The sequence below is a fragment of the Pseudomonas marvdashtae genome, from assembly GCF_014268655.2.
Lineage (GTDB): Bacteria > Pseudomonadota > Gammaproteobacteria > Pseudomonadales > Pseudomonadaceae > Aquipseudomonas > Aquipseudomonas marvdashtae.
On record NZ_JABWQX020000002.1, the window covers coordinates 68643 to 81844 of the forward strand.

Genomic DNA, 13202 nt, shown 5'->3' on the forward strand with positions numbered 1-13202 from the left:
ATGTCTGCTGCCAATAAACCGCTTGATATCAAAAAGAGCGTCATCGACGCGATCCTGGCCGGCCTGATCTCGCTGATCGTGTTCGGACCGATCGTCGGCGTGGTGCTCGACGGCTACAGCTTCAATCTGCAACCGGCCCGCGTCGGCTGGCTGGTGGCGATCGTGATGGTCGGGCGCTTCGCCCTGAGCCTGTTCCTGCAAACCCCCAAGGGACTGAAGATTCTCCAGGGTTTCGAGAGCACCGGCTCCGGCGTGCACGTGTTGCCGCCAGACTACAAGTCGCGCCTGCGCTGGATCATCCCCGCGCTGATCGTGATTGCCATCGTGTTTCCGTTCTTCGCCAACAAATACATCCTCACGGTGGTTATCCTCGGGCTGATCTACGTGCTGTTGGGCCTGGGCCTGAACATCGTGGTCGGCCTGGCGGGGCTGCTCGACCTTGGTTACGTGGCGTTCTATGCCATCGGTGCCTATGGCCTGGCCCTGGGCTATCAATACCTCGGACTGGGTTTCTGGACCGTATTGCCGCTGGCGGCCATCGCGGCGGCGATGGCGGGCTGCATATTGGGATTCCCGGTGTTACGAATGCACGGTGACTACCTGGCCATCGTGACCCTGGGTTTTGGCGAGATCATCCGGCTGGTGCTGAATAACTGGCTGTCGTTCACGGGTGGGCCGAATGGCATGCCGGTGCCGTCGCCAACCTTTTTCGGCCTGGAGTTTGGTCGAAGGGCGAAGGAAGGCGGGGTGCCTTTCCATGAGTTCTTCGGCATCGACTACAACCCCAACATCAAATTCCTGTTCATTTACATCGTACTGTTCATCACGGTGCTGCTGGTGCTCTACATCAAGCATCGCCTGACCCGCATGCCGGTCGGTCGCGCCTGGGAAGCCCTGCGCGAAGACGAAATCGCCTGCCGTTCCATGGGCCTGAACCACGTGCTGGTCAAGCTTTCGGCGTTCACCATCGGTGCGTCGACCGCTGGCCTCGCAGGTGTGTTCTTCGCCAGCTACCAGGGCTTCGTCAACCCGTCATCGTTCACCTTCTTCGAGTCGGCGCTGATCCTGGCGATCGTCGTGCTGGGCGGCATGGGCTCGACCGTGGGCGTGGTGATAGCCGCCTTCGTGCTCACCGTGGCACCGGAGCTGCTGCGCAGTTTCTCCGAGTACCGTGTGTTGCTGTTTGGCGTGTTGATGGTGTTGATGATGATCTGGCGCCCGCGTGGCCTGATTCGTATCAGCCGTACCGGTGTGACGCCGCGCAAGGGGGTAGCGCCATGAGCGAAGTCGTACTCAAAGTTGAAAACCTGATGATGCAGTTCGGCGGCATCAAGGCCCTCAGCGACGTCAGCCTGCAGGTCAAGCGCAACTCGATCTTTGCCCTGATCGGCCCCAACGGTGCGGGCAAGACCACGGTGTTCAACTGCCTGACCGGTTTCTACAAGGCTTCGGGCGGCAAGATCGAGCTCAGCGTGCGCGGCGAGCAGACCGACGTCATCAAGCTGTTGGGCGAAGCGTTTCGCCCAACCGACTTTGTCTCGCCAAGATCCTTCGCCAGCCGGCTTTACTACAAGATGTTCGGCGGCACCCATCTGGTGAATCGCGCGGGCCTGGCGCGTACGTTCCAGAACATTCGGCTCTTCAAGGAAATGTCGGTGCTGGAAAACCTGCTGGTGGCCCAGCACATGTGGGTCAACCGCAGCCTGGTGGCGGGCATCCTCAACACCAAAGGCTACCGCAAGGCTGAAAGCGACGCCCTGGACCATGCGTTCTATTGGCTGGAAGTGGTCGACCTGGTGGACTGCGCCAACCGCCTGGCCGGGGAGCTTTCCTACGGTCAGCAACGCCGTCTGGAAATCGCCCGGGCGATGTGCACCCGTCCGCAGATCATCTGCCTCGACGAACCAGCCGCTGGCCTCAACCCTCAGGAAACCGAAGCGCTGAGCGCGATGATCCGGCTGCTGCGCGACGAGCACGATCTGACCGTGGTGCTGATCGAACACGACATGGGCATGGTAATGAGCATTTCCGACCACATCGTGGTGCTGGACCACGGCAACGTGATCGCCGAGGGCGGTCCCGAGGCGATTCGCAACGATCCGAAGGTGATCGCGGCTTACCTGGGTGCCGATGAAGAGGAATTGGTATGAGTGGACCTATCCTCGAACTCAAGGAGCTGGATGTGTTCTACGGGCCGATCCAGGCCCTGAAGAAAGTCTCCATGCACATTGGTGAAGGCGAAACCGTGAGCCTGATCGGCTCCAACGGGGCCGGCAAGTCCACGCTGCTGATGTCAATCTTCGGCCAGCCGCGGGCGGCGGGCGGGCAGATCATCTACCAGGGCGTGGACATCACCCAGAAGTCGTCGCACTACATTGCGTCCAACGGCATCGCGCAGTCACCGGAAGGCCGCCGGGTATTCCCCGACATGACCGTCGAGGAAAACCTGCTGATGGGCACCATCCCTATCGGTGACAAATACGCCAGCGAAGACATGCAGCGCATGTTCGAGCTGTTCCCGCGCCTCAAGGAACGGCGCAACCAGCGGGCCATGACCATGTCCGGCGGCGAGCAGCAAATGCTCGCCATCGCCCGGGCATTGATGAGTCGGCCCAAGTTGTTGCTGCTCGATGAGCCGAGCCTGGGGCTGGCGCCGATCGTGGTGAAACAGATCTTCGCGACTCTGCGTGAACTGGCCTCCACGGGCATGACCATCTTCCTTGTGGAGCAAAACGCTAACCACGCCCTCAAGCTGTCTGACCGGGCCTATGTGATGGTCAACGGCGAAATCCGCCTGACCGGCACTGGCAAGGAACTGCTCGCCAACGAGGAAGTGCGCAACGCGTATCTGGGCGGGCATTGAGTTGATGTTGCAATGAAAAACCGGCGAGTGATCGCCGGTTTTTTTATCCCCGAAATCCAGCCTTTGGCCATCTCCGGCAATTGTGGAAAACAATCCTGAACCCTTTCGAAACCGCGACATAAAGTCGCCGCAAATAGTTGTTTTGTCACGGTTTTGACTTGTCCCCGTTTGCTGTGGAGCCGGCTGTGGGTAACGTGGGAATATCTGGCTGCAAGCCTTTCATTCCGTGGCTTACAGCGCTGCGATCATTTTTTGATCAGGCGTTTTTGCTCAAGCAGGAGTGGCGGTTGTCAACAGTTTTCTACGGAGTGAAAGAGCCTCGATAGCCGGTGTGCAAGCCTGTGGATAAGTCTGTGACTAAACTCTGGAAAGACGGCGCTGAGTGCCGTCGTTGCTGGCTTGGAGCCATCGCCGTATTGAGCGCTGCTTATAGCAGGGAAATTGCGCTGCACAACCTGACTTGCTCGGTCAAGCGAAAAAATTTTCCAAATCTTCCGCAAAGCCTTATGCACAGCGGCTTCCAGTGTTTGTACTTGCCCCCGGTTATTGTGGACCTGCCTGTGGATAAGGTGCGTGCAACCCGCTACAGCCCTTGTTGGGCAAGGCCTGACGGAGGTTGGTTGTTTTTTGAGCACCTTCCCGGCTAAAAGCCCCTGCTCAAGCCTTGCCCCTGGCATGCCCGGCCGGGCATGCTGTGGGCCGATTTCCATTCAATGGCTTTGAGCCCAAGCAAGGAGAACACGATGTCTGACACCCTGTTTATCACCGGCGCGACGTCCGGTTTTGGTGAAGCCTGTGCCCGTCGTTTTGCCGAGGCGGGTTGGAAACTGGTGCTGACCGGTCGTCGTGAAGAACGCCTTGATGCACTCTGCGCCGAGCTATCGAAGCAGACCGAAGTCCACGGCCTGGTCCTGGACGTGCGTGATCGCAAGGCCATGGAAGACGCCATCGCCAACCTGCCGCCGTCCTTCGCCAAATTGCGCGGGTTGATCAACAACGCCGGCCTGGCCCTGGGTGTCGATCCCGCGCCCAAGTGCGACCTCGATGATTGGGACACCATGGTCGACACCAACGTGAAAGGCCTGATCTACAGCACGCGCCTGTTGCTGCCGCGCCTGATCGCCCATGGCCGTGGCGCCGGGATCGTAAACCTGGGCTCCATTGCCGGCAGCTACCCGTACCCAGGCAGCCACGTGTACGGTGCGAGCAAGGCGTTCGTCAAACAGTTCTCCCTGAACCTGCGCTGCGACCTGCAAGGTACGGGCGTGCGGGTGAGCAACATCGAGCCGGGTTTGTGTGAAAGCGAGTTTTCCCTGGTGCGCTTTGGCGGCGATCAGGAACGCTACAACGCGACCTATGCCGGTGCCGAGCCGATCCAGCCGCAGGATATCGCCGATACGATTTTCTGGGTGCTCAACACCCCGGCGCACATCAACATCAACAGCCTTGAGTTGATGCCGGTGAGCCAGACCTGGGCCGGTTTCGCCATCGAGCGCAACAAGGCCTGACCGCTGAGGTACTTGAGCTGGAAATGTTGAGCCCTTGTGGCGAGGGAGCTTGCTCCCGCTCGGCTGCGAAGCAGTCGTAAGCTTTTTGGGGCCGCTGCGCGGCCCAGCGGGAGCAAGCTCCCTCGCCACAGTGGAGGGTCAAGCCAGGTAATCAGCCAGCCCGCGATAGCAGGTCAGCAGGTGATATGGCGTGGTGGACGGCATGTCCCGGCGGCTGATGTTGCCACCGGCGTCGAGGCATTCGTTCCAGCCTTCCGGGCTCAAGAAATGTTGCTCAAACGCCTGTAATTGACGCAGCAACGTCCCTTCGCTTCCTGGACGCAAGGTCAGCGCACGCAGGTATTCCGCCTGGGCCCAGATGCGTTGGGTGGCGTCACGCGCGAGCGCCTGTGGTTCCAACGCCAGCATGGCGCACACTGCGCCAGACTGCTGGTCTACGCCCTGTTGCTCGGTATGGCTGAAGCTGCGCTCCACGGCTGTGTGCAGTTTTCCCCCGCGCAGCAAGGGCGATGAGGCCAACAGGAAATACCATTCAAACTGGTGGCCCGGTTCGTACCAGTTATCCACAGCCTTGAGTGGCTTCTCCATCATGACCTGCCGTTGCGGGTCAACGAAGTATTTGAACATGCCGTCGCAAAGGCTCCGCAACGCCTGGCGCACATTGGCATCGTCGCGAACCGAAAGGATCGCGAGAAACGCTTCTGCCAAATGCATCAACGGGTTCTGCAACGGGCCGGATTGGCAAGTCGACCAATCCCGCCCAAGGTTGGCTTCGTAAAGGCCGTCGTCGGTGGCGAAGCGTCGCGTGATCACTTCCAGCGCCGCATTCAGCGTGGACTCCACCAACGGCTCGCGAACCTTGCTCCAGTAGTGAGCGCAGGCGAAGAGGATGAAGGCGTGGGTGTAGAGATCCTTGCCGGTATCCAGCGGCGCACCCTGCGGATCGATGCTGTAGAACCAGCCGCCATGTTCGGCATCGTGGAAATGCCGTTGCAGCGAGCGGAACAACGCAGCGGCCCGCTCTACGGCATCCGGTACTTCTCCGATCAGGCTGGCGAACACATACAACTGTCGTGCACAGGCCATGGCCCGGTAACGTTGCGGCGGCAGCGGCGTGTGCTGGGAATCGAGGGATTCGTAGGGCAATGCCAACTCGGCATTCCAGCCCGGGCCTTGCCACATGGGCACAATCACGTCGTGAAAATGCCTATGCACCGTGGTGAACAGGGCAGTCAATTCAGGCTGGTGAGCAGGGCGGGAAGCATCAGGCATTGGCAAACGTCGTCACGGCTGGGGAGCGATTGCGCGACATGGTAGCAGAGTGGTCGACTTCGTAGAGATGCGCCTGCACGACCCATATCGCGAGCAAGCCTGCCCACGATAAAGGTCGTGCAGGCGCTAGCGGGTCAGCCTGCCAACAACCAAACCCCAGCCGCCGCCGACGCCGCTCCAGCCAAGCGCACCAAGGGCGCGGCCGCCCGTGGCAATACCCGCACCAAGGCGAAACCCGCGCCATGCAGTGCCGCCGTTGCCGCGACGAAACCGATCGCATAAGCCCACGGACTCGACATGTAAGGTAGCTCCAGGCCATGGGCCACGCCGTGGAACAGCGCGAACAATGCCGTCGCTGCCACTGCCAGACTCAGTGGCGGACGCACCGCCAGCGCCACCGCCAGGCCCAGGGCCAATACAGACGCCGCAATCGCGCTTTCCAGCGCCGGCAGATCCAGGCCCTCGAAGCCCAGCAGGCCGCCGAGCAACATTGTGCCGACGAACGTGCACGGCAGCGCCCAGCGCGCCGCGCCTTGTTGTTGCGCTGCCCACAAGCCCACCGCCAGCATCGCCAGCAAATGATCGAGCCCGCCGATGGGGTGGCCCAGCCCGGCGATCAGGCCGTTATCGCCGTGGCCTGGGTGGGCGAATGCCAGTGCGGGGCTTAGCAGCAAAGCGAGGGCGGCGAGGGTGCGTTTGAACGTCATGGAGAAAGCTTCCTTGTTGTAAGTGAAAATGTTCACGCGGCGGTCAGCAGGCCCTGGCGCTCGATAAAGGCAATGATGTCCTCCAGGCCCTGGCCGGTTTTCTGGTTGCTGAACACGAAAGGCTTGCCGTTGCGCATCCGCTGGGTGTCGCTGTTCATCAATTCCAGCGAGGCGCCCACCAGCGGCGCCAGGTCGATCTTGTTGATCACCAGCAAGTCGGATTTGCAGATGCCCGGTCCGCCCTTGCGTGGCAGCTTGTCGCCGGCGGACACGTCGATCACATAGATTGTCAGGTCGGACAGTTCCGGGCTGAAGGTCGCCGACAGGTTATCGCCGCCGGATTCAACCAGGATCAGGTCCAGCCCGGGAAAGCGCCGGTTCAACTGGTCCACTGCTTCGAGATTGATCGACGCGTCTTCGCGGATCGCCGTGTGCGGGCAGCCGCCGGTTTCCACGCCGATGATCCGCTCCGGCGCCAGGGCTTCGTTGCGCACCAGGAAGTCGGCGTCCTCGCGGGTATAGATGTCGTTGGTGACGACCGCCAGGTTGTAGCGATCGCGCAAGGCCAGGCAGAGGGCCAGGGTCAGGGCGGTTTTGCCGGAGCCCACTGGGCCGCCAATGCCAACGCGAAGGGGTTGTGTGTTCATGTGAATCTCCTAGGAACGGAACAGGCGGCTGTACTGGCGTTCATGGGCCATGCACGCCAGGGACAGGCCAAACGCGGCGCTGCCGTAATGTTCAGGGTCGATGGTCGAGGCGATCTGCTGGGCCTGCTGCAGCAACGGCAACAGTTCGCTGGTCAGGCGCTGGGCGGCTTGCTGGCCCAGCGGCAAGGTCTTCATCAGCACCGCCAGTTGGTTTTCCAGCCAGCTCCAGAGCCAGGCGGCGAGGGCATCCTGCGGCTCGATGCGCCACGCGCGGGCGGCCAGGGCCCAGCCCAGTGCCAGGTGCGGTTCGCTGCGCTGTTCGAGGCTGAGCTGTTCAAGACTGAGCCGTTCAAGAAAGCCCCGTGCTGCGCTGTCGAGTTCCGGCAGGCCAACGAGCAATTGCTGCAACGAGTAGCCCATTTGCCGACTCTCTTGATAAAGCTCGCGGGTTTCCCGGCTGGCGCGGTGTTCTGCGCACAGTCGTAGCAGCGCCTCCCAATCGTTGGCCGCGGCTGCGGTGCAGTGGGCCAGCAGCAAGGGCGCTTCGAAGCGCGCCAGGTTCAGCAGCATTTGATCACTGATCCAGCGGCGAGCATCGTCAGGCGTCTTGACCAAGCCATTGTCGACGGCCATTTCCAGCCCTTGTGAATAGCTGTAGCCGCCGATCGGCAGTTGTGGACTGGCCAGACGCAGCAGCGCCCAGGCCGGATTCATGTGCGCACGCCGAACTGATGCAGGCGCGGGGCATAGTTGAAATCTTCATCGCCGTGCCGGGAATGGTGATGACCGCCACCATAGGCGCCGTGTTCGGGCTGGAACGGCGCTTCGATGGCCTCGACGCTGGCGCCGAGTTGTTCAAGCATTGCCTTGAGCACGTAGTCGTCCAGCAGGCGCAGCCAGCCGTCGCCCACTTGCAGCGCCACATGGCGATTACCCAGGTGGTAAGCCGCGCGGGTCAGTTCTAACGCACTGGCACAGGTGACGTGCAGCAACTGTTCAGGGCGGGCGCAGACGCGCACGATGCGCTCATCTTCGGCTTGCAAGCATTCACCGTCGTAAAGCGGCGGCTGACCTCGCTCCAAAAACAGACCCACATCTTCACCCTCGGCACTGAAACAGCGCAGACGGCTTTTACTGCGGGCATCGAAGGTCAGGTGCAACTCGGCGTCCCAGCGCGATTGGGCGGCGATTCTGCGGTGGATCACCAGCATTGGAGTGCTTCCAGCAATGAACGATGCTGTGTTTAGAGCAAGGGGCTTGCCAATCGAAGAGGGTGTAGGAAATATCTGGGGATGGCGTTTCAGGATGGGACGGATTGCGTGCCATGTTGGTGCGTATCGCGATGGTGCGCACCATTTTGCGGCTGGTATAAAAAGACATTGTGGCAGCGAGCCTGCTCTCGATAGCGGCGCATCATTAACATCAATGCTGACTGACCCGACGCCATCACGAGCAGGCATGCTGCTGGGTCATCTTCGCTTGGGGCGTCGGCTCAGCTTGCATCAAGACAAAGCGTTATCCCTTGGCGCCAGGCGCCGCCATCTCCTTAGTCTCCAGATGATCCAATGCCCGCTCGACCAACAACTGAACTCCATCGGCCATGCGGCTGATTGCCAGGGCGATGCAGCGGCGCGATTCGTCGATGTCGTCGGCCAGGTCGGCGGCGATGGTGCTGATCGACAGCAGGTCTTCGGAGGCGTTGGCGAGCAGGGTTTCGGTGTCGATGTGCGGGGAGACGATGAAGAGCTGGTCTTTGTCGGGTTCCGGCGGAGGGGCGGGCTGGGGTTTCAGGTAGTAGTCGAGGGCGCGGTTGGTGGCGTCTTCGAGGCGTTTTTCTTCGAGTTTTTCGACGCGGGATTTGTGTTCGTTTTGCGGTGGATTTGGTGACGGCTTGAACATAGTTGTACTCCGAAATTTTTAGGAGCCAACACCGCCTCGCTTGCACAGTCGAGAGAGGTGGCAGCTATGCATAGGTGTGCAAGACCGGTCGGAGTACCCGGCAGACCCGAAGGTCTCCCATACACAGCTGCCATAACGGTCCGCGAGCATAAAAAAATGCTCGATGAATAGCCATCGACAATTGTGTCCTCCGTCGGACTTGCACGTCCGTGTCACCGTTTTTGCGATGACGAACAGAGGTTAGCGGCGCTCGAAAGCGCTGCCTAGTTCATGAACAGCCCGGCGTGTTGAAGGAAATGTCCGAGGGTTTGGCGGGGAAAAAGCACCGAAAGATCACAGCGGTCGGCAGCTCCTACAGAAATTGCCTAGCGGCTGCCGAAAGCTGCGATTTTTTGATTTGAATGTCTGATGGAGCGAGAGGGTTGGTCAACTCCGCCATCGCGAGCGGGCTCGCTCCCCCAGAGGAAGCATGCGGACAGTTATTCAGTACTGCCCAACCCGCGCCAGTGCTTGAGACCAATGAAGATGAATCGCAATTGCTGGGTAATCTTCGCTTGGGGGGTGAGGTGTTCGGGCAGGGCTTCGGCGGGCGGGTCGATGATGTCCGGCAACGTCGCGAAGACACTTTTGACGATGAGGTCGGCCATCACGTTCAGCCCCGCCAGGTCCAGGTGCTGCAGTTTCGGCATGAGCGCCAGGTCGGCGGTCAGGTCCGAGCTGATGTCCTCGCGCAGTCTTGCGATGGCTTGGCGTACCGGCTGTGAACCACCGTACTGCTCGCGTGCCAGGAACAGGAACTGTGACCGGTTGGCGTGGACCACGTCGAGAAAGATCCGCACCGACGCATCGATGATGCCGCCCATCACGAATTCATTGTGGCGCACCAGCCGGATGGTCGCGCGAAAGGTCTGGCCGACTTCACTGACGAGCGCCAGGCCCAGTTGGTCCATGTCATCGAAGTGTCGATAGAACCCGGTGGGCACGATGCCCGCCGCCTTGGCGACTTCGCGCAGGCTCAGGCTGCCAAATCCCCTGCCGCACTCCATCAAATGGCGGGCTGCGTCCATCAGGGCATTTCGGGTCTGTTGTTTCTGTTCGGCGCGGGGCAGCATCGCAAGACTGACTTCCGAGTCATGGGAGCGATGCACTCTAGCAAATCGGCTTTGCCGTCGTCGAACGGTAGAGGAGGTTCAGGCTGGAAAACGAGGGGCTTGAAAAGTCAAAAGCCCGATTCAAGGAATCGGGCTTTTTTCCGGGCCACCATGGGCTCAGCTCACTGTGCTGTTGCGTTCGATCACGCGATCACCACCGCCTTCGGCGAGGGTCTGGCCTGGGGTGCGGTCGGAGCCGTCAGCCGCCAAGGTTTGGCCTGGTGTGCGGTCGGAGCCGTCAGCCGCCAAGGTTTGGCCTGGGGTGCGGTCGGAGCCGTCAGCCGCCAAGGTTTGGCCTGGAGTGCGGTCGGAGCCGTCAGCTGCCAGGGTTTGACCTTGTGGAGTGCGCGAAGAACCGTCTTCGGCGAGGGTCTGGCCGGGAGTACGGTCGGAACCGTCAGCTGCAAAGGTATCATTCTGCTTGGTGCGGTCATAACCGTCCTCGACCAAGCCTTTTTCTTCCAGGCGGTCACGACCACCTTCGGCTACGGTTTGGCTATAGACAGACTGGCTATCCTTGACCTGGGGGGTGGCTTGTTCGGAGGCTGGCAGGGCGAAAGCCGTAGAGGCCAGCAGTGAAAGGGACAGGCTCATCAGTAATTGGCGTTTCATGATCGTTGCTCCTCGGGAGGGCTTAAAAGTGGGTACGAGGGCAATGCTACTCTCGATAAGTCGATATAAAAGTTCATAAACGCAATGGTAATAATCAACAGAATTGATTGTTCAGCGGAAAGGCTCTAGAACGGGCCTTTCGGAGGGAGCGTTTTGCTCTGGAGTGGGTAGTTTGTACTCACTTGCGCTCCGCAATAGTGCGGTGCCGGTAACAGGTAGCTGACGATCTGGTCAGGATCCAGAGTGTTTTTTCGTGCCGTTCTCTGCTCATGGTGGTAAACCTGTCGGCCGTTTCGCCAGTCCAATCATTTATGCAGCGAGCCGGTCCAGGTTCGTGTTGCCCAAGCGTCGCGGTCCGGACGCTGGTTTGTCATCAGGAGCCTTGTGCATGACGCGCACCTCGAAAATCCTTGCTTGGGGCCTTGCCTGCCTCGTCGTTCTGCTGGCGGTGCTGGTGTTGTTCCTTGCATTGTTCGACTGGAACCGCATCAAGCCTGCGCTCAATGCCAAGGTGTCCGAGGAGTTGCATCGTCCGTTTGCAATCAATGGCAACCTGGCGGTGGTGTGGCGGCGCGAGCTAACCGAAGGCGGGTGGCGAGCGTGGATGCCCTGGCCCCATGTCGTGGCCGAGGACTTGACCTTGGGCAACCCGGACTGGTCGAAGACACCGCAAATGGCCACGCTCAAGCGCGTTGAATTGCGCGTTTCGCCCTTGGCCCTGCTGGCCCAAAGGGTGGCGATTCCGCGCATCGACCTGACTGAACCCAACGCCAATCTGCAGCGCCTGGCCGACGGGCGCGCCAACTGGACGTTTCAATTCGATCCGAAGGACCCACAGGCCGAGCCGTCCAATTGGGTGGTGGACATTGGCGCCATCGGTTTCGACAAGGGCCATGTCGTCCTTGATGACCAGACGCTCAAGACCCGGCTCGACCTGCTGATCGACCCGCTGGGCAAGCCGATTCCGTTCAGCGACATCGTGGGTGAGAAGACTGCTAAAAAAGTTCGGGAGCAGGGCGCGGCGCCGCAGGATTATGCCTTCGCCTTCAAGGTTGACGGGCAGTACCACGGCCAGGCGCTCAGCGGTTCCGGCAAGGTCGGCGGACTGCTGGCCTTGCAGGATGCATCGCAACCATTCCCATTGCAGGCCCAGGCAAAGATCGCCGATACCCGCATCGAACTGGCCGGCACTCTCACTGACCCGAAGAACCTCGGCGCCCTTGACCTGCGCTTGAAGCTGGCCGGCAACAGCCTGGCCAACCTTTATCCACTGACGGGCGTCACCCTGCCGGATTCGCCGCCCTACGCCACCGACGGTCGATTGATCGCCAAGCTCCACGAGCCGGACGGCGCGCAATTTCGCTATGAGGCGTTCAACGGCAAGATCGGCGACAGCGATATCCATGGCGACCTGGCCTATGCCGCCAGTCAGCCCCGGCCGAAACTCAGTGGCGCGCTGGTTTCGAACCAGTTGTTGTTCAGCGACCTGGCACCGCTGATCGGTGCTGACTCCAACACTGAACAAAAAGCCCGGGGCGGCGCCAGCAAGCAACCGTCCGACAAGGTGTTGCCGGTGGAGGAGTTCCGCACCGAACGCTGGAGCGTGATGGACGCCGACGTGGAGTTCACCGGCAAGCGCATTGTCCACAGCGAGCAGTTGCCCTTTAACGACCTCTACACGCACCTGGTGCTCAACGATGGTCAACTGGGCCTCGAGCCCCTGCGCTTTGGCGTAGCCGGTGGCCGGCTCGATGCGCAGATCCGCCTCAACGGCCGCACCCAGCCGCTCGAAGGGCGGGCGAGATTGACGGCGCGGGGCTTCAAGCTCAAGCAGCTATTCCCCGGCTTCGAGCCAATGAAAACCAGTTTCGGCGAGCTCAATGGCGACGCTGATCTCTCCGGGCGCGGCAACTCGGTGGCGGCCCTGCTGGGGACGTCCAATGGCACGCTGAAGATGCTCATCAATGATGGCGCTATCAGTCGGGAGTTGATGGAGCTGGCCGGACTCAACGTCGGCAATTACGTGGTAGGGAAAGTCTTTGGCGACAAGGAAGTGAAGATCAACTGCGCGGCGGCTGACTTCGACATCAAGACTGGCCTGGCGACCACGCGCCTGTTCGTATTCGACACTGAGAACGCAATTATCTATATCGACGGCACGGCGAACATGGCGACCGAGCAGTTGGACCTGACCATCACCCCCGAGTCCAAAGGCTGGCGGTTGATTTCCCTGCGCTCTCCGTTATACGTGCGGGGGACCTTCGCCAAGCCCGCTGCCGGGGTCAAGGCTGTGCCGCTGATGCTGCGCGGGGCGGGGATGGTGGCCTTGGGGGTCATCGCCGCCCCAGCGGCCGGGTTGCTGGCGTTGGTGGCGCCTAGCGGCGGCGAGCCGAACCAGTGCGCGCCGCTGCTGCAGCAGATGAAGGAAGGCAAGGCACCGAGGACGGTAAAGGACTGATCGCGTTTGCGAAGTGGGCGGATGTTTGCTGGGTAGCAGAAAGTTAATGGGCTGTCTGTTCTATTAGTTTCTGAGTTGGTTAGTG

The 13202-nt window shown here is 60.8% G+C and carries 13 protein-coding genes; 5 read left to right on the top strand and 8 right to left on the bottom strand.

From position 1 onward, the window contains the following. From livM to HU742_RS20085, 4 genes are all read left to right on the top strand, one after another. A complete protein-coding gene (gene livM / locus HU742_RS20070) occupies positions 1 to 1281 on the top strand; it encodes a high-affinity branched-chain amino acid ABC transporter permease LivM (protein ID WP_186638535.1) in 1281 nt (426 codons plus the stop codon). Then, positions 1278 to 2150, top strand: coding sequence for an ABC transporter ATP-binding protein (locus HU742_RS20075; protein WP_186638543.1), 873 nt, complete (start codon positions 1278 to 1280; stop codon positions 2148 to 2150). Before livM ends, HU742_RS20075 begins: the two co-directional genes overlap by 4 nt. Then, positions 2147 to 2863: an ABC transporter ATP-binding protein gene (locus tag HU742_RS20080; protein WP_186638545.1), complete on the top strand. Its 717-nt coding sequence runs from the start codon at positions 2147 to 2149 to the stop codon at positions 2861 to 2863. The genes HU742_RS20075 and HU742_RS20080 overlap by 4 nt, the downstream gene beginning before the upstream one ends. A gap of 743 nt (positions 2864 to 3606) precedes the next feature. After that, positions 3607 to 4371, top strand: a complete 765-nt coding sequence (locus tag HU742_RS20085) for an SDR family oxidoreductase (RefSeq protein WP_186638546.1) — start codon at positions 3607 to 3609, stop codon at positions 4369 to 4371. A gap of 138 nt (positions 4372 to 4509) precedes the next feature. Here the strand turns inward: HU742_RS20085 and HU742_RS20090 are convergent, their stop codons facing one another. The 8 genes from HU742_RS20090 to HU742_RS20125 form a co-directional block, all read right to left on the bottom strand. Next, a complete protein-coding gene (locus HU742_RS20090; RefSeq protein WP_186644341.1) occupies positions 4510 to 5643 on the bottom strand; it encodes an AGE family epimerase/isomerase in 1134 nt (377 codons plus the stop codon). 134 nt (positions 5644 to 5777) lie between these two features. Next, positions 5778 to 6350 (bottom strand): HupE/UreJ family protein, encoded by a 573-nt coding sequence (locus HU742_RS20095; RefSeq protein WP_186644340.1) that lies wholly within the window; start codon positions 6348 to 6350, stop codon positions 5778 to 5780. A gap of 32 nt (positions 6351 to 6382) precedes the next feature. Next, positions 6383 to 6997: an urease accessory protein UreG gene (gene ureG, locus HU742_RS20100; RefSeq protein ID WP_186638549.1), complete on the bottom strand. Its 615-nt coding sequence runs from the start codon at positions 6995 to 6997 to the stop codon at positions 6383 to 6385. 9 nt (positions 6998 to 7006) lie between these two features. Then, a complete protein-coding gene (locus HU742_RS20105) occupies positions 7007 to 7711 on the bottom strand; it encodes an urease accessory protein UreF (protein WP_186644339.1) in 705 nt (234 codons plus the stop codon). Then, positions 7708 to 8208 carry an urease accessory protein UreE gene (gene ureE, locus HU742_RS20110; protein ID WP_186644338.1) on the bottom strand — a complete coding sequence of 167 codons (501 nt, stop codon included), beginning with the start codon at positions 8206 to 8208 and terminating at the stop codon, positions 7708 to 7710. Before ureE ends, HU742_RS20105 begins: the two co-directional genes overlap by 4 nt. A 304-nt stretch (positions 8209 to 8512) precedes the next feature. Continuing rightward, positions 8513 to 8896: a DUF6124 family protein gene (locus HU742_RS20115; protein WP_186644337.1), complete on the bottom strand. Its 384-nt coding sequence runs from the start codon at positions 8894 to 8896 to the stop codon at positions 8513 to 8515. Between the two features lie 479 nt (positions 8897 to 9375). Next, the gene (locus tag HU742_RS20120) at positions 9376 to 10008 is read right to left on the bottom strand and encodes a TetR family transcriptional regulator (protein WP_186610767.1); all 633 of its coding nucleotides are present in this window, start codon (positions 10006 to 10008) and stop codon (positions 9376 to 9378) included. A gap of 156 nt (positions 10009 to 10164) precedes the next feature. Further along, positions 10165 to 10659 carry a hypothetical protein gene (locus HU742_RS20125; protein ID WP_186644336.1) on the bottom strand — a complete coding sequence of 165 codons (495 nt, stop codon included), beginning with the start codon at positions 10657 to 10659 and terminating at the stop codon, positions 10165 to 10167. 388 nt (positions 10660 to 11047) lie between these two features. Here HU742_RS20125 and HU742_RS20130 point away from each other — a divergent pair, with 388 nt between their 5' ends. After that, a complete protein-coding gene (locus HU742_RS20130; RefSeq protein WP_186644335.1) occupies positions 11048 to 13117 on the top strand; it encodes an AsmA family protein in 2070 nt (689 codons plus the stop codon). The last annotated feature ends 85 nt before the right edge of the window (positions 13118 to 13202 follow it).

Coding starts and splice junctions, on each gene's coding strand:
- livM (WP_186638535.1), top strand. CDS start 1: ATGTCTGCTGCCAATAAACCGCTTGATATCAAAAAGAGCGTCATCGAC.
- HU742_RS20075 (WP_186638543.1), top strand. CDS start 1,278: ATGAGCGAAGTCGTACTCAAAGTTGAAAACCTGATGATGCAGTTCGGC.
- HU742_RS20080 (WP_186638545.1), top strand. CDS start 2,147: ATGAGTGGACCTATCCTCGAACTCAAGGAGCTGGATGTGTTCTACGGG.
- HU742_RS20085 (WP_186638546.1), top strand. CDS start 3,607: ATGTCTGACACCCTGTTTATCACCGGCGCGACGTCCGGTTTTGGTGAA.
- HU742_RS20090 (WP_186644341.1), bottom strand. CDS start 5,643: ATGCCTGATGCTTCCCGCCCTGCTCACCAGCCTGAATTGACTGCCCTG.
- HU742_RS20095 (WP_186644340.1), bottom strand. CDS start 6,350: ATGACGTTCAAACGCACCCTCGCCGCCCTCGCTTTGCTGCTAAGCCCC.
- ureG (WP_186638549.1), bottom strand. CDS start 6,997: ATGAACACACAACCCCTTCGCGTTGGCATTGGCGGCCCAGTGGGCTCC.
- HU742_RS20105 (WP_186644339.1), bottom strand. CDS start 7,711: ATGAATCCGGCCTGGGCGCTGCTGCGTCTGGCCAGTCCACAACTGCCG.
- ureE (WP_186644338.1), bottom strand. CDS start 8,208: ATGCTGGTGATCCACCGCAGAATCGCCGCCCAATCGCGCTGGGACGCC.
- HU742_RS20115 (WP_186644337.1), bottom strand. CDS start 8,896: ATGTTCAAGCCGTCACCAAATCCACCGCAAAACGAACACAAATCCCGC.
- HU742_RS20120 (WP_186610767.1), bottom strand. CDS start 10,008: ATGCTGCCCCGCGCCGAACAGAAACAACAGACCCGAAATGCCCTGATG.
- HU742_RS20125 (WP_186644336.1), bottom strand. CDS start 10,659: ATGAAACGCCAATTACTGATGAGCCTGTCCCTTTCACTGCTGGCCTCT.
- HU742_RS20130 (WP_186644335.1), top strand. CDS start 11,048: ATGACGCGCACCTCGAAAATCCTTGCTTGGGGCCTTGCCTGCCTCGTC.